The organism is Streptacidiphilus sp. MAP12-20, assembly GCF_041262525.1.
GTDB lineage: Bacteria > Actinomycetota > Actinomycetes > Streptomycetales > Streptomycetaceae > Streptacidiphilus.
Genome location: NZ_JBGCCK010000038.1, coordinates 21124 through 42881 on the forward strand (window position 1 = coordinate 21124; position 21758 = coordinate 42881).

General features: G+C 71.4%; 19 protein-coding genes. 7 read left to right on the forward strand and 12 right to left on the reverse strand.

The annotated features are described in order from the left end of the window. Window positions 1–22: 22 nt before the first annotated feature. From ABIA32_RS32270 to ABIA32_RS32310, 9 genes are all read right to left on the reverse strand, one after another. Window positions 23–97: a 50S ribosomal protein bL37 gene (locus tag ABIA32_RS32270; protein ID WP_370103260.1), complete on the reverse strand. Its 75-nt coding sequence runs from the start codon at window positions 95–97 to the stop codon at window positions 23–25. 50 nt (window positions 98–147) lie between these two features. After that, a complete protein-coding gene (locus tag ABIA32_RS32275; RefSeq protein ID WP_370103214.1) occupies window positions 148–987 on the reverse strand; it encodes an SDR family NAD(P)-dependent oxidoreductase in 840 nt (279 codons plus the stop codon). A gap of 333 nt (window positions 988–1320) precedes the next feature. Continuing rightward, complete coding sequence (locus ABIA32_RS32280) at window positions 1321–2007, reverse strand: response regulator (protein WP_370103216.1); 687 nt, start codon at window positions 2005–2007, stop codon at window positions 1321–1323. Beyond that, a complete protein-coding gene (locus ABIA32_RS32285; protein ID WP_370103218.1) occupies window positions 2004–4616 on the reverse strand; it encodes an ATP-binding protein in 2613 nt (870 codons plus the stop codon). Before ABIA32_RS32285 ends, ABIA32_RS32280 begins: the two co-directional genes overlap by 4 nt. A gap of 101 nt (window positions 4617–4717) precedes the next feature. Further along, window positions 4718–5347: a potassium-transporting ATPase subunit KdpC gene (gene kdpC / locus ABIA32_RS32290; protein WP_370103220.1), complete on the reverse strand. Its 630-nt coding sequence runs from the start codon at window positions 5345–5347 to the stop codon at window positions 4718–4720. Between the two features lie 21 nt (window positions 5348–5368). Continuing rightward, the gene (gene kdpB, locus ABIA32_RS32295; RefSeq protein WP_370103222.1) at window positions 5369–7507 is read right to left on the reverse strand and encodes a potassium-transporting ATPase subunit KdpB; all 2139 of its coding nucleotides are present in this window, start codon (window positions 7505–7507) and stop codon (window positions 5369–5371) included. Then, window positions 7507–9171 (reverse strand): potassium-transporting ATPase subunit KdpA, encoded by a 1665-nt coding sequence (gene kdpA / locus ABIA32_RS32300; protein ID WP_370103224.1) that lies wholly within the window; start codon window positions 9169–9171, stop codon window positions 7507–7509. Before kdpA ends, kdpB begins: the two co-directional genes overlap by 1 nt. Beyond that, on the reverse strand, window positions 9171–9260 hold the full coding sequence (kdpF, locus tag ABIA32_RS32305) for a K(+)-transporting ATPase subunit F (protein WP_370103226.1): 90 nt from the start codon (window positions 9258–9260) through the stop codon (window positions 9171–9173). The genes kdpA and kdpF overlap by 1 nt, the downstream gene beginning before the upstream one ends. Window positions 9261–9851: 591 nt before the next feature. Next, the gene (locus tag ABIA32_RS32310) at window positions 9852–10235 is read right to left on the reverse strand and encodes a DUF3592 domain-containing protein (protein ID WP_370103230.1); all 384 of its coding nucleotides are present in this window, start codon (window positions 10233–10235) and stop codon (window positions 9852–9854) included. 354 nt (window positions 10236–10589) lie between these two features. On the opposite strand from ABIA32_RS32310, the gene ABIA32_RS32315 reads away from it, so the two are divergent. The 3 genes from ABIA32_RS32315 to ABIA32_RS32325 all read left to right on the forward strand — a co-directional run bounded on the left by ABIA32_RS32315 (window position 10590) and on the right by ABIA32_RS32325 (window position 14403). Beyond that, the gene (locus ABIA32_RS32315) at window positions 10590–12161 is read left to right on the forward strand and encodes a hypothetical protein (RefSeq protein ID WP_370103232.1); all 1572 of its coding nucleotides are present in this window, start codon (window positions 10590–10592) and stop codon (window positions 12159–12161) included. Window positions 12162–12292: 131 nt separating this feature from the next. Then, entirely contained in the window at window positions 12293–12577 is a 285-nt protein-coding gene (locus tag ABIA32_RS32320; protein ID WP_370103234.1) for a hypothetical protein, read from the forward strand. 140 nt (window positions 12578–12717) lie between these two features. After that, on the forward strand, window positions 12718–14403 hold the full coding sequence (locus ABIA32_RS32325) for a SpoIIE family protein phosphatase (protein ID WP_370103236.1): 1686 nt from the start codon (window positions 12718–12720) through the stop codon (window positions 14401–14403). Between the two features lie 29 nt (window positions 14404–14432). Here the strand turns inward: ABIA32_RS32325 and ABIA32_RS32330 are convergent, their stop codons facing one another. Then, window positions 14433–15608: a glycosyltransferase gene (locus ABIA32_RS32330; protein ID WP_370103237.1), complete on the reverse strand. Its 1176-nt coding sequence runs from the start codon at window positions 15606–15608 to the stop codon at window positions 14433–14435. Between the two features lie 314 nt (window positions 15609–15922). Here ABIA32_RS32330 and ABIA32_RS32335 point away from each other — a divergent pair, with 314 nt between their 5' ends. Together ABIA32_RS32335 and ABIA32_RS32340 are read left to right on the forward strand one after the other, a co-directional pair. Beyond that, window positions 15923–17299 (forward strand): protein kinase, encoded by a 1377-nt coding sequence (locus ABIA32_RS32335; protein ID WP_370103239.1) that lies wholly within the window; start codon window positions 15923–15925, stop codon window positions 17297–17299. Window positions 17300–17623: 324 nt separating this feature from the next. Beyond that, the gene (locus ABIA32_RS32340) at window positions 17624–18862 is read left to right on the forward strand and encodes a glycosyltransferase (RefSeq protein WP_370103241.1); all 1239 of its coding nucleotides are present in this window, start codon (window positions 17624–17626) and stop codon (window positions 18860–18862) included. A gap of 357 nt (window positions 18863–19219) precedes the next feature. On the opposite strand, the gene ABIA32_RS32345 is transcribed toward ABIA32_RS32340, so the two are convergent. Further along, window positions 19220–19612 carry a PRC-barrel domain containing protein gene (locus tag ABIA32_RS32345; protein ID WP_370103243.1) on the reverse strand — a complete coding sequence of 131 codons (393 nt, stop codon included), beginning with the start codon at window positions 19610–19612 and terminating at the stop codon, window positions 19220–19222. A 201-nt stretch (window positions 19613–19813) separates the two neighbouring features. On the opposite strand from ABIA32_RS32345, the gene ABIA32_RS32350 reads away from it, so the two are divergent. Then, complete coding sequence (locus ABIA32_RS32350) at window positions 19814–20638, forward strand: RNA polymerase sigma factor SigF (RefSeq protein ID WP_370103246.1); 825 nt, start codon at window positions 19814–19816, stop codon at window positions 20636–20638. A 134-nt stretch (window positions 20639–20772) separates the two neighbouring features. Then, window positions 20773–21285 carry an ATP-binding protein gene (locus ABIA32_RS32355; protein ID WP_370103248.1) on the forward strand — a complete coding sequence of 171 codons (513 nt, stop codon included), beginning with the start codon at window positions 20773–20775 and terminating at the stop codon, window positions 21283–21285. Here the strand turns inward: ABIA32_RS32355 and ABIA32_RS32360 are convergent. Beyond that, window positions 21282–21725, reverse strand: coding sequence for an ATP-binding protein (locus tag ABIA32_RS32360; RefSeq protein WP_370103250.1), 444 nt, complete (start codon window positions 21723–21725; stop codon window positions 21282–21284). The two genes, ABIA32_RS32355 and ABIA32_RS32360, sit on opposite strands and share 4 nt — an antisense overlap. Window positions 21726–21758: the final 33 nt, after the last annotated feature.

A 21758-nucleotide genomic window follows, 5' to 3' on the forward strand; every position in this document is an offset into this window, starting at 1 on the left:
GACGCGAGGCTCGAGGCTCCGGTCAGGAGCCGGCGCGCTTTCCGTGGTTGCCGGCCTTCTTGCGGCGGTCGTGCTTCTTGCGGGCGCGCTTGGACATGTCGGGGTTCCTGGTGTGATCGGCGGGGTGGAAAGCGATGTGGCGCACCGTCAGAGCGCGGGCTCGAGCTGGGCGGTCAGCCGCTCGCTGAGCTTGAGCAGCCGGTCAACGGAGCGCTTCTCGGTCACCTGCGGGCCGGCCGCGACCAGCTCCAGCCGCTCGTAGTAGCCGCCGTTCACGACCTCGAAGCCGGGGTCGCAGAGCTGGATCACGTTCTCGGCGACCTCCCCGGCCGGTCGGCCGGTGGTGCCGTAGAGCGGACGGGTGGCGGTCTCGGCCACGCCCGGGTGGACCGTCAGGGCCGTGTGGCCGGCCGGGAGCCAGTGGGCCAGCGCGGTGACGAACGTGGTCAGCGCCAGCTTGGACTGTCCGTAGGCGGCGATGCGGGAGTAGCGCTTGGCGCGGGTCAGGTCGGTCCAGTCGATGTTGGCGGTCCGGTGCAGCGTCGAGCCGACCGCGACGATCCGGGAGTCGGTGCCGCGTGCGAGCGGGCGCTCCAGCAGCCGGGTGAGCAGGTAGGGGGCGAGGTAGTTGACCTGGAAGCTGAGCTCGTTGCCCTCCTCGGTGAGGGTGCGGCGCTCGGGCGCGGCGATCCCGGCGTTGAGAACCAGCAGGTCGATCCGCTCGTGGTGCTCGGTGAGCCGGTCGGCCAGCGCGCGGACCTCGTCCAGGTGGCGGAGGTCGGCGACCGCCTGCTCCAGGCGGCCCGTCGGCGCGCCCAGCTCAGCCAGCGCCTCGGTCGCGACGGCGGTGTTCTGTGCGGTCTGCCCGTGCACGATCACGCGCGCGCCGCCGAGGGCGAGGCGCAGCGCGATCTGCAGGCCGATCCCGTTGGTGGCCCCGGTGACCAGGGCGGTGCGGTCGGCAAAGGCGAAAGTGTCAGCGGACACGGCGATCCATTCAGGGGAAGAACGTCGGAAAGGTGGCCACCGAGCAGCCGCGTCGTCCCGCGCGGGGCGGGACGACGGGCAGCAGGGTGTGGTCGCGTCAGCGCTCGCAGGCGCGATGAGGCGGACGGTCCTCGTGCCGCGTCGCGGCAGGGCAGCCCGGCGCGGTGACCGCGCGGACAAGGCTGCAGACGAGGAGGTCCATGCCCACCATCTCAGCCCGCCCGGCACCCCGCCGCAAGCTCCCCCGGCCCACCCTGATGCCGCCGATATGTCCGGGATGGTTTCCTTGACCCGGGCTTAGCGCCGAGGTGCGGGAGGGCGGGAGGGCTGCCGTCACGGCTCGAAGCGGTAGCCCATGCCGGGTTCGGTGAGCAGGTGCTTGGGATGTGCGGGGTCCTCTTCCAGTTTGCGGCGCAGACCCGCGAAGTAGACGCGCAGATAGTTGGTCTTCTGCTCATGCCCCGGCCCCCAGACCTGTTGCAGGATCTGATGTCCTGTCACCAGCCGTCCGGGGTGGGCCAGCAGGACCGAGAGGATGCGCCACTCGGTCGGCGTCAACCGCACCGTAGGGCCTTCCCCTTGGGTCGGGCGCACGATGGCGGCGGCCAGATCGACGGTGTAGCGGCCGATCTCCGCCGTGGGCGCGACCGCCTCGGCCCGCGCGGGGCGGCGCAGCGCGGCCCGCAGGCGGGCCAGCAGCTCGTTCATCGCGAACGGCTTGGTCACGTAGTCGTCCGCCCCCGCGTCGAGGGCCGCCACCTTCTCGGCGAACTCGGAGCGCCCGGACAGCACGATGACCGGCACCGCGCTCCAGGCCCGCAACGCCTGGAGCACCTGAAGTCCACCGATCTGAGGCAGACCCAGGTCGAGGATGATCGCGTCCGGCGGGTTCTGCGTCGCCTCCATCAGGGCCCGTCTGCCGTCGGCGGCGACGGCCACGGTGTAGTGGCGCGCCTGGAGGTTGATCTGCAGAGCCTTCAGCATCTGCGGTTCGTCGTCAACGATGAGGATTCGGGTCACTGGGGGGCCATTTCGTCATTCACGGCAGTGTGCGATGGTTCGGTGGGGGCAGCGGCGGCAGCGGGCGCGGCCGGCAGGGAAAGGACCATGGTCAGGCCGCCGCCCGGCGTGTCCTCGGCGGCGAGCGTGCCGCCCATGGCCTCGGTCAGCCCCCGGGAGAGGGCGAGACCGAGGCCGACGCCGGTGGTGTTGTCGGTGTCGCCGAGGCGCTGGAAGGGCTGGAAGACGCGGTCACGGTCCTCGACGGGAATGCCGGGACCACGGTCGATCACCCGGACTTCGACCCGGTCCGCCAGCACGCTGGCCGCGACGAGCACGGACTGTCCCTGGCCGTGGCGCAGGGCGTTGACGGCCAGGTTGGCGATGACGCGTTCCAGCAGCGGCGGGTCGACCAGGACGGCGGGAACGTGCTCCAGTCCCTGGCTGCGGACCGGCGCGTGCTCGTCCGGGAGCGAGTCCAGGGCCAGCGGGACGACGTCCTCGAGGGCCGTCGGCTGGATGTGCAGGGCCAGCACTCCGGCCTGGAGGCGGCTCATGTCGAGCAGGTTGTCGACAAGTCGGTTCAGCTTCACCAAGGAACTCTCCGCCGTGCCCAGCAGTTCGTCGCGGTCCTCGGCGGTGAAGTCGACGTCGTGGCTGCGGAGGGAGGACACGGACGCGAGGGCGACGGCGAGAGGCGTGCGCAGGTCGTGGCTGACGGCCGCGAGCAGCGCGGTGCGCAGCCGGTCGGCGGCCTTGACCGGCTCCACCTCGGCCGCCGCCTCGGCGAGCCGTTCGCGTTCCAGCGCCACCGCGACGTGCGCGGTGAACGCCGACAGCACGCGGCGGTCAGCGGCCGGCAGCGGACGACCGCTCAGCACCAGGGTGGCATCGGCTCCGACCGCCACTTCCTCCACCGCCTGCGACGCGTTGGCCGCCGTCGGGGACACGTTCTCGCCCCCGGACGGCTCCTCGGACAGCCGCGCATCGACCACGGTGCGTTCGCCCGAGGGGTCGACGCGCACGAGCAAGACGGACTGCATCCCGAAGGTCTCGCGCAACCGAGCCAGCAGCGCGGGCACGGCCTGGTCGCCGCGGAGCACGCTGCCGGTGAGCGCGGAGAGCGTCTCGGCCTCGGCGGTGGCGCGGGCGGCACGCTGCGAGAGCCGCGTACCGGTGTCGACCACACCGGCCACGACCGTGGCCACCACCGCGAAGACCACCAGCGCCAGCACGTTGTTGGGCGCGGCGATGGTGAACTGGTGGATGGGCGGGATGAAGTAGTAGTTCAGCAGCAGCGAGGCGACGAGGGAGGCGATCAGCGCGGACGTGATGCCGCCCAGCAGTGCCACGCCCACGACCGCGACCAGGTAGATCAGGGTGTCGCTGGTCAGGTTGACGGCGGTGCGGTTGAGGCAGAGGACAGCCGTCACGAGAATCGGCAGGATGACGCCCGCGAGCAGGCCGATGATCCGGCGGGCGGTCGAGTGGAGTGGTCCCGGAAGCTGCAGTCTGCGTCCGCGACCGGCCTGTTCGTGGGTGACCATGTGGACGTCGATGTCGCCGGAGAGTTCGACCGTCGTCTCGCCGATGCCGCGCCCGGCCGTGAGTGCGCGGCGCAGCGTGCCGCGTCGGCTGGTGCCGAGGACGAGCTGGGTGGTGTTCTCCGCGCGGGCGAAGTCGAGGAGTGCGCGCGGGATGTTGTCGCCGACGACGGAGTGGTAGCTGCCGCCGAGCGATTCGACGAGGTGGCGTTGGGCGGCGAGTGCGGCGGGGTTGGCGTCGGCGAGGCCGTCGCTGCGGGCGACGTGGACGGCGAGGAGGGCGCCGCTGCCGGCGCGGTCGGCGATGCGGGCGGCGCGGCGGATCAGCGTCTCGCCTTCGGGGCCGCCGGTGAGGGCGACGACGACGCGTTCGCGGGTTTCCCAGACTTTTGAGATGTCGTGTTCGGCGCGGTAGCGCTGGAGTCCTTCGTCGACGCGGCCGGCGAGCCAGAGCAGGGCGAGTTCGCGTAGTGCGGTGAGGTTGCCGACGCGGAAGTAGTTGGACAGTGCGGCGTCGACCTTTTCGGCGGCGTAGACGTTGCCGTGGGCCATGCGGCGGCGCAGGCCCTCGGGGGCCATGTCGACGAGTTCGATCTGGTCGGCGCGGCGGACCACCTCGTCCGGGACGGTCTCGCGCTGCGGCACGCCGGTGATCTTCTGGACGACGTCGTTCAGTGATTCGAGGTGCTGGACGTTGACCGCGGTGAGCACGTCGATGCCAGCGGCGAGAAGGTCCTCGATGTCCTGCCAGCGCTTCGCATGACGGCCACCTGGCACGTTGGTGTGCGCCAACTCGTCCACGACCGCGACCTCGGGCCGGCGGGCGAGCAGGGCATCGAGGTCCATCTCCGTGAACTCACCGCCCCGGTACTCGCGGTGATTGCGGGGCACGACCTCGATGCCCTGTTGCAGCGCTTCTGTGTGCGGACGCCGATGACACTCGACGTATCCGATGACCACGTCCTGGCCGCGCTGCCGGCGGCGGTGGGCCTCGTCGAGCATTCTGTAGGTCTTGCCGACGCCCGGCGCCGAGCCGAGGAACACCTTGAGCTTTCCTGGCGGAGACGGCCCGTTTCGCGCTGACACCACGAACTCCCTTGCCCTTGCGGTGGGTGAATCCTCCGATCCGGCCGCGCGGAGCTGCTGCCCCGCGCGGCCGAACCGCTCACACGACTCCTGACCTCGGCTCAGCCGGCCTTGGTCAGGGCGATGTTGAGTTCCAGGACGTTGACCCGGGGCTCGCCCAGGAAGCCGAGGGTGCGGTCCTGGGTGTACTTCTTCACGAGTGCTTCGACGGCGGCCGGTGAGATCCCGCGGGCCTTGGCGACGCGGTTGACCTGGATCTCGGCGTAGGCCGGGCTGATGTCCGGGTCGAGGCCGGAGCCGGACGAGGTGATCGCGTCGGCCGGGACCTGGCTCTGGGACACGCCGTTGAACTTGGCGATGTCGGACTTGAGCTGGGTGTAGGTCGTCACGAGTCCGGCGTCGTTGGTGCCCTTGTTGGTGCCGCCGGAAGCGGTCGGATCGTAACCGTTCGTGCCGGCCGCGGAGGGTCGGGACTGGAACAGCTTCGGGTCCGGGCTGGAGGTCTTGCCGTCGGCGCTGACGATCGTGAAGTTCTGGCCGATCAGCGAGGAGCCGACGACGTGACCCTTCGTGTCCTTCACCAGCGAGCCGTTGGCCTGCTGGGAGAAGGCGACCTGGGACACGCCCGTGATCACCAGCGGGTACGCGAGGCCGCAGACCACGGTGAACAGGAGCAGGATCCGCAGACCGGTGAGGTGGTTCCGCACCGAAGTGGGAAGGGGCTTAGCCATGGTGTGTCACTTCTCTTCTGCTCAGTGCAGGCCGGGGATGAACTGGACGATCAGGTCGATGGCCTTGATGCCGATGAACGGCAGGATCAGGCCGCCGACGCCGTAGATCCCCAGGTTGCGGCGGAGCAGCGACTGGGAGGAGGAGGGCCGGTAGCGCACGCCGCGCAGGGCCAGCGGGATCAGGCCGATGATGATCAGCGCGTTGAAGATGATCGCCGAGGTGATCGCCGACTTCGGGCTGTGCAGGCCCATGATGTTCAGGTGCCCGAGGCCCGGGTAGACCGCCGCGAACATGGCCGGGATGATCGCGAAGTATTTCGCGACATCGTTGGCGATCGAGAAGGTGGTCAGCGCGCCGCGCGTGATGAGCAGCTGCTTGCCGATCTCGACGATCTCGATCAGCTTGGTCGGGTTGGAGTCCAGGTCCACCATGTTCCCGGCCTCCTTGGCGGCCGAGGTACCGGTGTTCATCGCCACGCCGACGTCGGCCTGCGCGAGCGCGGGCGCGTCGTTCGTGCCGTCACCGGTCATGGCGACCAGACGGCCGCCCTCCTGCTCCTTCTTGATCAGGGCCATCTTGTCCTCGGGAGTCGCCTCCGCGAGGAAGTCGTCCACGCCCGCCTCCTCGGCGATGGCCGCCGCAGTGAGAGGGTTGTCGCCGGTGATCATGACGGTCTTGATGCCCATCGCCCGCATCTCAGCGAAGCGCTCCTTGATGCCCGGCTTGACCACGTCCTTGAGGTAGATCACCCCGAGCACGCGGGCCGGCGCATCGCCCTTCTTCTCCGCGACCACGAGCGGCGTGCCACCGAGGTTGGAGATCCGCTCGACCGCGACATCCAGCTCGTTGGACGTCTCGCCACCGTTCTCCGCCACCCAGTTGGCGACCGCTGCAGCCGCACCCTTACGGATCGCGTGCAGACCGGCGGACTCGTCCAGATCGACACCCGACATGCGGGTCTGGGCGGTGAACTCGATCCAGGTGGCGTGCGCCAACTCGCCCTGTGCACGCTCGCGCAGACCGTACTTCTCCTTCGCCAGCACGACGATCGAACGGCCCTCGGGAGTCTCGTCCGCGAGGGAGGAGAGCTGCGCGGCATTCGCGAGCTGGTCCTGGTCGGCACCACCGACGGTCACGAACTCGGCAGCCTGGCGGTTGCCGAAGGTGATCGTGCCGGTCTTGTCGAGCAACAGCGTGGACACGTCGCCGGCCGCTTCGACGGCGCGGCCGGACATAGCCAGCACGTTGCGCTGGACCAGGCGGTCCATGCCCGCGATGCCGATCGCGGACAGCAGTGCGCCGATCGTCGTCGGGATCAGCGCCACCAGGAGCGAGACCAGCACGATGATCGTCTGCTCGGCGCCCGCGTACTTCGCCATCGGCTGGAGCGTGACGACCGCCAGCAGGAAGACGATGGTGAGCGACGCGAGCAGGATGTTGAGGGCGATCTCGTTCGGCGTCTTCTGCCGGGCCGCGCCCTCCACCAGGGCGATCATGCGGTCGATGAAGGTCTTGCCGGGCTCCGACGTGATCTTGACGACGATCCGGTCCGACAGCACCTTCGTGCCACCCGTGACCGCGCTGCGGTCGCCACCGGACTCGCGGATCACCGGCGCGGACTCACCCGTGATCGCCGACTCGTCGACGCTCGCGACACCCTCGACCACGTCACCGTCGCCGGGGATGACCTGACCGGCCTCGACGATGACGAAGTCACCGAGCTTGAGCTGAGTGGCCGAGACCTCTTCCTCCCGCACGCCGGAGGCTCCGGGCGCCCAGTTGCCGCTGACGCGGCGGGCAAGCGTGTCCGTGCGGGTCTTGCGCAGCGTTTCGGCCTGCGCTTTGCCACGGCCCTCGGCCACGGCCTCGGCCAGGTTCGCGAAGACGACCGTCAGCCAGAGCCAGACCGTGATGACCCAAGCGAAAACGCTGGGCTTCTCGATCGCCGAGATCGTGGTCAGCAGCGAGCCGACCTCGACCACGAACATGACCGGGTTCTTGAACATGACGCGCGGGTCGAGCTTCTTGCACGCGTCGGGGAAGGACTTGAGCAGCTGCTTGGGGTCCAGCAGACCGCCGCCGATCCGCCGCTCTGCCGGGAGCTCCGGCTGCTGGACTTCCGGCGCCGGGGCCGGAGTACGCAGGGTTGGAGTGGACATCAGTGGAGACCTTCCGCGAGCGGCCCGAGCGCCAGGGCCGGGAAGTAGGTGAGCCCGACGACGATGAGGATCACGCCCGAGAGCATGCCGACGAAGAGAGGGCTGTGGGTCTTGAGGGTTCCGGTCGACTCCGGAATGGACTGCTGCTTGGCCAGCGAGCCGGCCAGCGCCAGCACGAACACCATCGGCAGGAACCGGCCGAACAGCATCGCCAGGCCCAGGGCCTCCTGCCAGTGGTTACTGGTCACCGTGATGCCCGCGAAAGCGGAGCCGTTGTTGTTCGCGGCGGAGGTGAAGGCGTAGAGGACCTCGGAGAAGCCGTGCGGCCCGGTGTTCGCCATGCCGCCGCCGTGACCCGCGCTGAGCGACATCGCCAGACCGGTGCCACAGAGCACGATCGCGGGCGTGGTCAGGATGTAGAGGGAGGCGAACTTCATCTCCCGCGCGCCCAGTTTCTTGCCCAGGTACTCCGGTGTGCGGCCGACCATCAGACCGGCGACGAACACGGTCACGATCGCGAGCACCAGGATGCCGTAGAGACCCGAACCGGTGCCGCCGGGCGCGATCTCACCGAACATCATGTTCAGGATCGTGGTCCCGCCACCGAGCGGTGTGAACGAGTCGTGCATCGCGTTGACGGCGCCCGTGGACGTGAGCGTCGTCGAGGCAGCGAACAGGGAGCTGCCCGGGATGCCGAAGCGGACTTCCTTGCCCTCCATCGCCGCACCGGCGATGCGAGCGGCGACGCCGGAGTGCTGGTTCTCGAAGAACGTGATCAGCGCCGCCGAGGCCATCCAGTACAGGCCCATGACCGAGACGATCGCGTAGCCCTGCTTCTGCGAACGGACCATCGTGCCGAAGGTGCGGCACAGCGAGAACGAGATCACCAGCAGGAGGTAGATCTCCAGCCAGTTCGTGAACGGGTTCGGGTTCTCGAACGGGTGCGCCGAGTTCGCGTTGTAGAAACCACCACCGTTGGTACCCAGCTCCTTGATGACCTCCTGCGAGGCCACCGGACCACCGGGGATCGACTGCGCAGCCCCGGACAGACCGTGGACTGTCTGCGCCATGTGAAGGTTCTCGACCACACCGCCGGCCACGAGGACCACGGCGAAGACGATCGAGATCGGCAGCAGCACGCGCAGCACGAGGCGGGTCAGGTCGACCCAGAAGTTGCCCAGCTGGTCCGTCTTGTTGCGGATGAACCCGCGGATCAGCGCGGTCACGACGACGATGCCGACAGCGGCGGACAGGAAGTTCTGCACCGCAAGACCGGCCATCTGCACCAGGTGGCCCATCGCCGACTCACCCGAGTACGACTGCCAGTTGGTGTTGGTGACAAAGGACGCGGCCGTGTTCCAGGCGGTTGCCGGAGTCACTGCCGGGAAGCCCAGCGAGAGCCACAGGTGGTCCTGAAGCCGCTGGAACGCATACAGAAGCAGCACCGAGATGAAAGAGAAGGCCAGCACCGAGCGCAGGTACGCCGCCCAGGTCTGCTCTGCATCGCCGTCGACGCCGATCAGCTTGTATATGCCGCGCTCAACGCGCAGGTGCTTGCGCGTGGTGAGCACGTAGGCCATGTAGTCGCCCAGCGGGCGGTAGGAGAGCGCGAGCGCCCCCACCAGGGCGAGGGCCTGCAGCAGGCCCGCAACAGTTGGGTTCACTAGAACTTCTCCGGACGGATCAGAGCCGCGACGAGGTAGGCGATCAGGGCGATCGAGACGACCAGCCCGATGACGTTGTCGGCACTCACAGCCGCTCAACCCCCTTGACGATCAGGGCGAGAATCGCGAACACGGCGACCGTCACCCCCACGAAAAACAGGTCCTGCATGGGAATCGCACCCCAGAAGAAACGAGAGCTCCGAGCCGGTCGGGAGAGCTCCCGAGCGGCGCTGCCGAGCGGCAGCAAACGAAAGGAAAGCGCACCCGGGGCCGTGTCAGTGCTCCCTTGACGGCCTCCTTGCGTGCTCTCCGTGAACACATACGCGGCCTTATCGGGTCCGATATCGGCCCGAGACCAACAGGCCCGACCGACTGCCCGGGACTCCATGGCAGGGCAGCCGACACCCGCCTGGACTCCGGGCATGCGAAAGGGGCACGCAGCCCGTACTCGGGCCGCGCGCCCCTGCCTGCTCTCCCACCTAGAACCGGTCGTCCGCCCTGCAAGGCTCGACCGGCGGAAAGCACCCGACCCCTTCACTCCCCCACGGAGCTCCCGGGCCGGTCCCCCCCACGGCGTCGAATCTAGCCCGCCGAGCACCGCGAGAAGCGCCGCCCTGACGTGTCCTTGGCGCGGTCGGCCGTTCTTCTGACACTGCCTTGACGCCGGACGTTCTCCCAGCTCAGCCCGGTGTGACGAGCACCACGAGCGCCGCGACCACGGCCACCACACCGACGATGGCGAAGCTGCGCTCACGCCACCTGCCCTCGTGGCCCTCCACCAGGACCTCGCGCGGGTCGGCCGGGTCGTAGCGCAGCCAGACCTCGGCCCCGTCCTGGAGTCCGGCGGGGCCGAAGACCTCCATCACCAGCTCACGCTCGTCGTCGGTGCTGAACTGGAGCAGCGGCCGGGTGGCCCCCTGACGCGACCGCACCAGCGCCTGCACCCGGCGCCCCTCGCGGCGCAGCCGCCGCGCCTCGTCGAGTCCGGACAGTCCGGCGAGGTAGGCGACCACCCCGCCCACCCCCAGGAACACCGCGCTGACGATCGCGCCTGGACCAACCATGGCCAACCTTTCGCCTGCCTGTCGTCCGCCTCTCCTTCCCCCTGACCGCCGCCTTCGAACTCGTTCGAACCCGTTCGACCCGGGGCCTGTCAAAACGGCGTAAAGAACGGGGGCGGTCTCATCAAGGCGTCGTCAGAATCGCCGTCCGCCTGTCCCGCACCACGGGAGCTCAAGGGAGAGTGAGCGGCCTGGGACGGCGGCGGCCGAGCGGTCTCGCTCCATCAAGGCCGCCGTTTGCCGGGGGTCTGCCCATGCGCGAGCTTTCGCGATCGGGGCAGGACGTGCCCCGAGGTCCTCCGGATCGGATCGGGGCGGGGCCGCGTGGCGCGGCTCGCGGAAGGACTGAGCACGACCATGGCAACCCTGAGCGGGGGCAACCCCGTGTCCGTGCCGTCCCCGCGCGAGGCCGGGCCCGAAGAGCAGAGCGGGTCCGCAGCTCCGGAGACCGCGAACGAACCCGCAGCCGACGGAAGTCACCGTCCGGACTCCTCGCCCGCCGCCGCCCGGCCGACCCGCTGGAAGGCTCCGCGCCTGGCCGGGCGAACCGTCCCGGCACGCCTGCGCTGGTTCACCCTCGGCGTCGTCCTGCTGACCTGCGTCCTGGCCGCGGTGTCGCTGAGTGCCGCTCTCGGCGCGCGCGCCACCTGGAACGCGGTCGGGCAACGCCAAGCCCCGCAGGTCGTCGACGCCACCGGCCTCTACCAGGCGCTGACGGACCTGGACGCGCAGAGCGCGAACCTGATGATGTTCGGCGCCGACCCGACGTTCACCGCCGACCGCCGCACCGCCCTCGCCCAGTACGCGACCGACCGCAGCACCGCGGACCACGACCTGCAGCAGGCCACCCTCGACGCGGCCGGCAACCTGAGCGCACAGCGCGCCCTCGCCGCCGTCCTCGACGGGATGGGCAGCTACCAGGACCTGACCGGCCGCGCCCTGGCCCTCAACGACGCCGGCCACCAGGCCGCCGGCCATCCGGCTCCGGCCGCGCTGGCGCTCTACCGGCAGGCCACCGACCTGATGCGGGGCAGCCTGCTGCCAGCCGCCGACCAACTGGTCCAGGCGAACAACGACGCTTACAACTCCACCTACGCCGGTGAGCGCTCCGCTCTCGGCACGGCGGAGTGGGTGTCACTGGCCGTGGGCCTGTGCCTGCTCGCCGGGCTGCTGGGGCTCCAGCTGTGGCTGGCCGGGCGCTTCCGACGGATCGTCAACCCGCCGCTGGCCGCGGCGACCCTGCTCGTGCTGGTCCTGGTCGGCCTGGCCGGATCCCTCTTCTCCGACCAGAGCGAATACCTGCGATCCGGCCGCCGGGACGCCTTCGACTCGGTCGTCGCCCTGTCCCGCGCCCGCGCCGTGAGCTACGACGCCAACGCCGACGAGAGCCGCTACCTGCTCGACCAGGGCCGGGCCACGCAGTACCAGGACGCCTTCGAGAGCAAGTCGCAGCAGATCCTCGCCCTCCCCCAGGCCGGAATCACCGACTACGACGCCGCCCTGGCCGCCGCCGTCACCTCTTATCAGTCCAACCACGCGGACGTCCGCTTCGCCGGCTTCTACGGCACCGAGTTCCGCAACATCACCTTCACCGGCGAGCGCGCGGCGGCCGAGCAGACCCTGGCGGCCTACCGCACCTACGAGACCGACGACAGGAAGATCCGCGCGCTGGCCGCCCAGGGGCAGCTCCACCAGGCCATCGCCTACGACACCAGCTACGCGACCGGCGGCTCCAACGCCGACTTCGGCGCGCACGACGCCGCGCTCACCAAGCTGATCGGCATCAACAGCGCCGCCTTCCAGACAGCCTTCCACGACGGCACCGGGGAGCTCGACGTCCGGATCCCGCTGCTCGCCGCGGGCGCGGCGATCATCGTGGTGCTGGGCCTGTTCGGCGTCCGACCGCGGCTCGCCGAGTTCCGCCGCTGAGCGGCTGTCCCCCGGGCGACAAGAACGCGTCAAGAGTCCGGCCCGGAGCGCTGGGATCGCGTCAGGACCGCTCGGACCGGTCCCTCGGCCAGGTTGACTGATGACCGGGCAGCCGCACACTCCCACCGACCATGCCCGCCGACCGAACACTGCTGGAGACCACCGTGGGCCTCATCGAACTCGCCGCCCTGCCCGGAATCATCGCCCTCATGCTGCTCGCCGTCGGCGGGCTCCTGGCGTTCGCGCCCCAGCGGGCGATGCGGACGCTCGGCGACGGCTTCGGCTTCGACGGAGCGGCCGCGTCCCGTTCCGCCGCGCGGCGCCTGCCGGCCCGCGCCGCCGGGCTGCTGCTGGCCGGCTACGGCGTCTTCCTGCTGGGCAACACCGTCGGCCTGTTCCGCGCGCTCCACCTCTAGGACCCTCTGGCAGGAGCTCTCCCGCCAGGTGCGGCCCGTCCCCGGCGGTGCGGACGTGCGCGGCGCCGACTTGTTCGCCCGCGGGGGCGGCGTCAGGCTGATCCCATGGATGCCGGGAGCCGCGATGACAGGCCGAAGCGATGAGCGGGCCCACGGGCGACGCGACCGGCGCCGACCCGCTGGCCGGTCTGTTCGCCCATGCCCCGGTGATCTTCGCCTCGCTCAGTGGTCCCACGCACCTGCTCGAATGGGCGAACGAGGCGTTCTTCGAGGCCGTCGGGGTCGGCCGGGGCCCCGAGCTGCTGGGCCGTCCGACCGCGGAGGCCCTGCCCGAGCTGGTGCACCAGGGCCTGCTGGCTCTGCTCGACTCCGTCTACCACCAGGCTGGGCCGTACGTCGCGCAGAGCACCGGCGTGCTGCTCGGTCCCCCGGGCAAAGCGCGCCTGCGGTACTTCGACTTCAGCTTCGAACCACGCCGCGATCAGGCCGGACAGGTCGTCGGCGTCGCCTTCCTCGCCGTCGACGTGACGCGGCAGCGCGCCGCCCACAAGCTCGCCACCGAGCAGCAGGCGCTGCTCGAACAGATCGCACGGGACGCGCCCCTGGCAGAGGTCCTGGACGGCATGTGCCGGGCCATCGAGAAGCTCTCCCCCAGGGTGCTCAGTTCCGTGCTGCTCGTGGACGCGACCGGACGCCGACTGCTGCACGGAGCCGCCCCGAGCCTGCCGGACTTCTACAGAGCAGCCATCGACGGCAGCGAAATCGGGCCGCAGGAAGGCTCCTGCGGCACCGCCGCCTACCGCCGCGAGATGGTCGTGGTCGGCGACATCGCCACGGACCCGCTCTGGACCGCCTACCGCGACCTGGCCCGGCAGGCAGGGCTCGCGGCGTGCTGGTCGTCCCCGATCATCTCCAGCACAGGGGAACTGCTCGGCACCTTCGCCATGTACCACCGCACCCCACGGACGCTGCCCGAGGCGGATCTCGACCTGAGCTTCGTCTTCACCCGGACCGCCGCCCTCGCCATCGAGCGCCACCACGCCGAACAAGCGCGCCGTCAAGCGCACGAGCGCGAGCAGGCCCTCAGCGCCGACCTGGCGCGACTTGCCCATGACCTCCAGGCCGGGCTGCTGCTGGCGGCGCTGCCGATGGTGCCCGGAGTCCGACTGGCCGCCTCCTACCGACCGGCGGGCGAAGGGCTGGACATCGGCGGCGACTTCTACGACGTCTTCCCGCTGCCCCAGGACCGGTGGGGGCTGGTGATCGGCGACGTCTGCGGCCGCGGAGCCCGAGCGGCGACCACGACCGCGCTGGTCCGCAACACCGCCCGCGCGGTCGCCCCGCTGCTGCCGACCCCCGGCGCGGTGACCGAGGCGGTCAACGACGCGCTGCTGGCCCGGCCGGACAGCGGCGAGAACTTCGTGACCCTGATCTACGCCGAGCTGCGGCGGACGCGCGAGGGGATCGCGGTGAGCATGGTCCGCGCGGGCCACCCGCCTCCCTTGCTGCGCCGCTCCGACGGCACCCTCACCAGCCCCAGCCCGGCGGGCCAGCTCCTCGGGGTCTCCCCCGACCCGGAGTTGGATGTGGAATCGTTCGTCTTGCGCAGCGGAGAAGGCCTCGTCCTGGTGACCGACGGAATCCTGGAGGCCCGTGACGCGACCGGAACCTTCTTCGGCGAGGAACGCCTCGTCGCCGCTCTCCGGTCGACCGGCGGGATCACCGACGCACAGCGGATACTCGACGCCGTCACCGACGCCGTCGACAGCTTCAACGGCGGTGTCGCCGACGACGACCAGGCGGCGCTGGTCCTGATCGCCGAGTAGCCGAAGCCGCCGGGCTGACCCGCTCCGAGCTACACCGCTGTCACGGTGGCTTGCTGCGGCACCTGCTGAGTCTGAGTCGAACGTCCGCCGAGCTGCGAGGCGGAGATCCGCCCGAACGCCGGGTCGCAATGCGCGCCCGAGGCGTGGGCCCGGCGGGCGAGCCCGGCGACGCGGCTCGCCGCGTCGTGTCCCGATGGGAGGGGCGGCAGCTGGACCCGGCCGCGCGCGGCCTGGGCGGCGAGCGCGTCGGCCAGCTCGGCGGGCGACCGGGGCCACGGAGCCAGGCCGGACGCGGCGAGAGTGGCCGCGTTGGCGCTGCCGTGCCCGGCGATGACCTCGTAGCTGACCGCCGGCAGGCCCGCCACCAGTGCCTCGGTCAGTGAGAGGCCCCCGGCGTTGTGCACCAGCACGTCGGCGGCGGACAGCAGCTGGGGCACGTCGTCGCGCCATCCCAGCGCGACCGCGCCCGACAGCGCCGCGACCTGGCGCAGCACGCGTTCGTTCCGGCCGCAGAGCACGACCGGCACGGTGCGCGGTGCGGCGCGGACGGCTTCCACGGAAGCCACGATGTCGCCCATGCCCAGGGATCCGGTCACCATCAGCGCCATGGTCCGGTCGTCCCCGATCCCCAGCTCCGCTCGCACCCGGCGGCGCTCGGCCGGGTCCAGCGGCCGACCGACCGCCGTCGGCACCAGCGGGCCGGCGACCTCCATCGGGACGCCGTAGCGGGCCGTGCCCTCGGCCGCTGTGGCCTCGGTGACGGTGAGGTGCGCGTCGAGCGCCGGGTGCACCCAGAGCCGGTGCGGCGCCGGGTCGGTGAGGTAGCAGACGGTCGGCGCGAGCAGCGAGCCGTCCTCCTTGAGGGAGCCAAGCGTCTGCGCCGCGAACGGGAAGGTGGTGACGACCGCGTCGTAACCCTCGTCGACCCACCGGGCGACGGCGGGCCTGGCCGCACGGCACACGCGGAGCGTGAGGCGCCGGGCCAGTGAGTCGTGCTCTCCGCAGCGGAAGAACCAGTCGAACACGGCAGGCACGTGGGTCGCGCTGAGCGCGTAGCCGTCACGCAGCACGGCGCGCTGGTAGCGCGGCAGCGCGGCCAGGAAGTCGCGCGTCTCCGTGCGGACGCCGTCCGCCTCCAGCCGCCGCGCCAGTTCCGCGGCTACGCCGTCGTGCCCCGCGCCGACGCTGCCGGTGATCACCAGCACCCGCGGCGACCCACCGGACGCCGGGCGGCCCGACGACACCGCCTGCCCACGCGACCTCGCGCGCCACGAATCCAAACCGATCCCGACCATCGAAACGGAACCTCCCGCTACGCGTCTGCCACTACGCGGTAGACGATGACGGGTAGCGGGCCCGGCCGGGTGTCCTGCAACCGTCGATCGGGGCAACATTCGGCGCCGCGCCCGCGCGTCCGTTCGGGGGCGGGCGCTCTACGAGTCGCTCCGTGACCGGCTGAAAGCGGTCCTCGGGAAGACCCACGGTCAGCGGAGGGGCCGGGGCACGGCACAATGTGGGCGTGCACCAGGTCATAGCGGAGCGGTATCAGTTGGAGAGCCTCATCGGCCAGGGCGGGATGGCCTCGGTGTGGCGAGCGCAGGATTTGCGGCTGGGGCGGGCGGTCGCGGTCAAAGTGCTCACGCAGGGATCGGCATCCGACGGGGACTCCGTCGAGCGGTTCCGTCGTGAGGCCGCGACGCTCGCCCGGCTGGCGCACCCGAACATCGTCGCGGTGTTCGACGCCGACGCCGCAGGCCAGACGCCGTTCCTCGTCATGGAACTGGTCGAGGGTCAGAGCCTGTCGGACATCCTGAAGCGCGGACCGCTCCGGATCGAGCACGCGTTGCGGATCGCGGACCAGACCGCGGGAGCGCTCGCCGCCGCGCACCAGGTCGGCATCGTTCATCGCGACATCAAGCCGGCGAACCTGATGCTCACCCCCGCCGGTCAGGTCACGGTGCTGGACTTCGGCATCGCCCGGCTCGGCGACAGCGCGCAGGTCGGATTGACGAGCACGTCCATGGTCGTGGGCACCGCCGCCTACATGTCCCCCGAGCAGGCCGTCGGCGGCCAGCTCGACGCGCGTTCCGACCTGTACGCGCTCGGCTGCGTCCTCCACGAGATGCTGGCCGGCGAGCCGCCGTTCCCCGGCGGCAATCAGCTCAGCGCACTGCACCGCCACGTCAGCGAGCCGCCCCCGCCGCTGCGGTCACTGCGCGCGGAGACCCCGGCCGACGTGGAGACCCTGGTGCTCGGGCTGCTCGCCAAGGACCCGGCCGCCCGGCCGGCCAGCGCCACGCTGGTCCAGCATCAGTTGACCGCCCTGCTGACCGGGGAAGCGCCTCGAACGGCGGCGTTCCCGACGACCCCGGGCAGCGCCCGGACCTCTGCGGCGCCTGCGGTGGCCGCGCCGCGCGCCGGGCGGCGGCCTTCCGGCGGGCGGGTGCGCCCGCAGCCGACCGACCGGCGTCGCTCTTACATCCTCATCGCCTGCGCGGGGGCGGCCACCCTCGTCCTGTCCGCGCTCGGCGCGAACGCACTGACCAGTTCCGCCGCCGGGTCGGACACGCCGCCGGCGACGTCGTCGAACTCGCCGGCAGCGGCGCCGAGCACGCCCGCGCAGTCACTGAGCGCCGCGCAGAGCCTGGTCAATCGGCTGACGTCGGCGAGCGACGTCAGCGCCGGCACGGCCCAGCAGTTGCGCCACGGACTGGAGAACGTCTCCTCGAAGCTCCGTGACGGCGACCGGCAGGCAGCTGCCACGGCCGTCGCCGACCTGCGTGGCAAGCTCTCCAAGCTGCACAGCAACGGCCAGATCCCCGACGACGCGGCCACCCAGATCGACCACGCCCTCGGCCGCCTGGCCCAACTGCTCCCCGCCGCGCAGACCGACTGAGCCCAACCCCGACGCCGCATCGCTCGCCCCCACGGGCTGCTGCGGTGTCAGACCTGACGCGGCGACACTCGGCGCCGGGCTCGCATCGCCGAGCCACCACGCCCAGCGTGACGTGCCTGGTCAGGCCGGTGGCCGCCCTGACGGCAGGCGATGTCCCGGACCATCGGCCGTCAGTCCCAGCCCCGGCCTGTCGACGTCGGATCACACGTGCGGGGGATCTTGTCCTGGACCGATGTTTGGCTCCCCGATTCGCGGTTAGCCGCGTTCTGCGACCGGGCCGCTTGCGTCCCGGTCCGTTCGTGGCATCGAACGAAGGGATCCGCCGTGCCGCCGTTGAAGATCGCTATGGTGTCCGCGCAGGCCAGCCCGCTCGCCGCGCTGGGCCGCGGCCCATGCGACAGTCAGGTGCGCCACGTCGCCGAGCTCGCCTGCGCGCTGGCGGCCCGTGGGCACGAGGTGGACGTCTTCGTTCGCAAGGAGCGTTCCGATCAGACGGACCTGGTCGGGATGGGTCCGCGGGTCCTGATCCACCGCGTTGTCGCCGGTCCGGCGCATCCACTGCCCGCGGCACAACTGCAACCGTATCTGCGGGAGTTCGGCGGCCGACTGACCAGCGCCTGGGCGCGGCGCCGACCGGACGTGGTCCACGCGCACCACTGGGCCTCCGGCCTCGCCGCGCTTCCGGGCGCGCGAGCCCTGGGCCTGCCCATGGTGCAGACGCACCACGCCGGCGGACGCGGCGACGGCGGACGCGCGGAGCGTAGGGACGCCCCGGCCTTCGCGCTCGGGGAGCTCGCGGACCGGGTCATCGCACTGTGGCAGCACGAGGGCGCCGCGCTCTGCGGTCTCGGCCTGCCGCTGGACCGCCTCAGCCTGGTGCCGTGCGGCGTCGATCTGGGCCACTTCGGGCCCGGCCGCCGTTCACGTCCCCGACCCGGCCCGCCGAGGCTGCTGGTGCTCGGCGGGCTCGCGGCCGATCAGGGCGTGGAAACAGCCCTGCGCGCACTTCACCGGCTGCCGGAGGCGGAGATGACGGTGGTCGGCGGACCGATGCCGGAACGGCTGGCCTCCGATCCCGCGGCGCAGCGACTCCGGGCTCTGGCCAGGGAGCTCGGGCTGAGCAGCCGGTTCACCCTGCTGGGGCAGATCGGCCCGCTCCGGCTGCCAGAACTGCTGCGCAGCGCCGACGTCGTGGTCTGCCCCGGCTGGTACCAGCCACTCGGCGCTCCGGCGCTTCAGGCGATGGCCTGCGGGCGTCCGGTCGTCGCGAGCTCGGTCGGCGCTCACGCGGAACTGGTCACCGACGGGGTCACCGGCCGCCTGGTCCCACCCGGCAACGCCGGCGCGCTGGCGATGGTGCTGGCCCAACTGCTCACCGAGCCCGGCACGCGGGCGAGTCTCGCGGCGTCGGGCCGTCGCCGGACTGTCGAGCGGCACGGCTGGCAGCAGGTCGCCCGGGAGACCGAGCGGGTCTACCGCTCCGTCATGCCGGAGGCGCCCGCCGCCTGCGGACTCGGCCTCACCACCGCCGCCCGGGACTCCGCCCACGCCGCCGCGTGTTGACGCCCCGCGCAGCCCCGGCGCCCGGTGCCGCGCCCGCCGACCTTCGCCGCGGGCGCGGCCCAGGCCGGAGAGCCAGGTGTGTCGGCCGAGGTTCGGGGTAGCCGCCGCTCGGTGGCCCGTCGGACCGACGGGCCGGAAGGAGGCGATGCCCGTGACGGCACCGATCACCCGGACTCCCGGGTCGCCCATCTCGCTCTATGCCGGGACCACGGGCGACCTGGATTTCCTGACCCGGCGCCTGGTGGCACGCGCGGCCGCGCTTCGAGCCCGCTGGCGTCGTCGCCGGGGCCGGGGCGGACCGCCCACGTCACACGACCAGGACCCGGGCCCCCCGATGCCCGGCCCGGCTCCGTCGTCTCAGTGGCGTCCGCCCTGGAACGAGGCGTAGTACCCGCCGAGACGACAGAGGTAGTCCAGCTCGGGACGCCGGTGGACCTGATCCAGATCCGGCGCGTCCATGATCTGCTGCCTGGTGCCGTCGACGAGGACGGTTTCGCTCGCGAGGTCGACGAGGGCGACCACCCCGGCAGGCAGCACGACGCGCCGGCCGGGGTGCCCCGGCCCCGTGTCGTTCGCGAGACAGATCACGAGGTAGGCGCCCGCAGCACCCCCGCTGCCGCCCTCGCTGCCGATCATCTCGACCTCGCCGATCCGCGCGTCCGTCGTCTCGACGAGGAACCCTCTCAGGTCCTCGAGTCCGTTGTACTGGGACTCGGGCCGGTATCCCCAGATCTTCGTGTCCATCATCATTCTTTCCTCCACCCCGGTTCGGGGTCGTCCGACAGGTGTGTGTCCCGCTCCGCCGCGCGCCTTCCCCGTCGGCTTCGGTCCATTCCAAGAAGGAGGGCATGTCCCCCGGAAGACGGGGTAGGCCACACTGGAGACGCCCGAAGAGGGACGGCCCTCGCTGCCGCCAGCGGCGCGGACACTCGCCACTGAAGGAGCACGTCGATGTCCCGCCTGCCACTCGCCGGCACCGAGCCGACGGCTGCCCGGTTGCCCGTCGCGCACGCGGTGAGCACCGATGACGCCAAAGCGCTCTCCCACGAGTTGTTCGAACGTCTGCGCTCCCTCGAGGAGGGCACGCCGGAGTACTCGTACGTGCGCAACACGCTGGTGGAGCTCAACCTGGCGCTGGTGCGCTTCGCGGCCGCCCGGTTCCGACACCGCAGCGAGCCGACCGAGGACCTGCTCCAGGTCGGCATCGTCGGACTGATCAAGGCGATCAACCGCTTCGATCCCGAGCGCGGCGTCGAGTTCGCGACCTTCGCCCTGCCGACCATCAGCGGCGAACTGAAGCGGTTCTTCCGGGACACCAGCTGGGCGGTGCGCGTACCGCGCCGGCTGCAGGAGCTGCGGCTGCAACTGGCCAAGGCCACGGACGACCTGGCCCAGACACTGGAGCGCGAGCCCACGGACGGGGAACTCGCCCAACACCTGCACCTGACCGAGACAGAGGTCGCGGAAGGTCGCGCGGCCGGCAACGCCTACACCGCCGGCACGCTGGAAGCCCCCGACGACGACGGTGACGGCGCGCAGCTGCGGCGGCTCGGGTACCTGGACCAGGGCATCGAGGGAGTGGAGAACCTGGAAGCGCTGAGGCCGCTGATGGCCGCCCTCCCGGACCGGGAGCGTACCATTCTCGCACTCCGCTTCACCGAGGAGCTCACCCAGGCCGAGATCGGGGCCCGGCTCGGCATCTCGCAGATGCATGTCTCGCGCATCCTTTCGCGCGTCCTCGGCGAGCTGCGTAGCGCTCTGCTGGCCGAGAACTGACCGCCGGGAACTGATCCGGGGGCCGATCGAGCGTACGGCTGGAGTGGCGTGTGTAAGCGGTGGGGAGCCGGGCAGTCGCGAGGAGAAGACCAGGCACTCGGAGACTCGTCGAGGAGCGGAGCGGAGCCATGCAGGTGGGCGGTCGTGACGTCCGCTGTCACGGGCGCGCCGGAGGCGGCGGTCGCCTGGTGCGCAGGCTGGTACTGGGTCCCGGCCCTGCCGTTGCCGCAAGCCGCGACTTCACCCTGCTGGCCCTCACCGACTGGGGAGCCTGGCCCACGGCGGAGCGCCGGAACGCCGAGCGCACCGGACCACTGAGCGACGCGCTGCTGTCCGTCTCGGAGCTGGTGACCAACGCCTGCCTGCACGGTGGCGGGGCATGGCTCCTGGAGCTGCGCTGGACTCCCCCTGACACGCTGCGCATCGAGGTCTTCGACCACAGCCCCGTGCTGCCGGCGCCCCACACCGCCCGTCCCCCCGGGCAACCCGGCGGATACGGCCTGCCGGTCATCGACCTGCTCTGCGACCGCTGGGGCGTCACCGTCCGACGCGAGGTGCCGGGCAAGTCCGTCTGGGCGGAGCTGGCAGGCAGTGACGATTCCGTCGCCGATGGCAACGGTCCCCGGCACCCCGGGGACAGACCCTAGGGCCGGCTCTCGAGCGCGGGCCGGGAGACCTCGAACCACACCGCCTTGCCACCGGCACGCGGCTCGCTCCCCCAGGCCGCGGCCAGGCGCTGCACCACGCGGAGTCCGTGCCCGCCGGGCCGTGACGCGACGGACGGGTAGAGCACCGGCGGCGCCGCGCTCGCATCCAGGACCTCGACGCGCAGCCACGGGCCGTCGGCCAGCACGACGACCTCACGCGGCCCACCGGCGTGCAGGGCCGCGTTCGTGACGATCTCGGAGGCCATCAGCAGCACGTCCTCGGCTATCGCCTGGCCTTCGTCGTCCGCGTCGTCGAGCCAACCGCACCCGCGCAGGACCTCGCGCACGAAGTCGCGGCAGCGTCCCACCACCCCACGTCCCTCGGGGACGACCAGCCGGTGCACCCCGGGGCCTTCGACGAACGGGGCTTCCCGCTCCACTGCCACGCTCCCTCTCGTCTAGCTGCCCGCGCG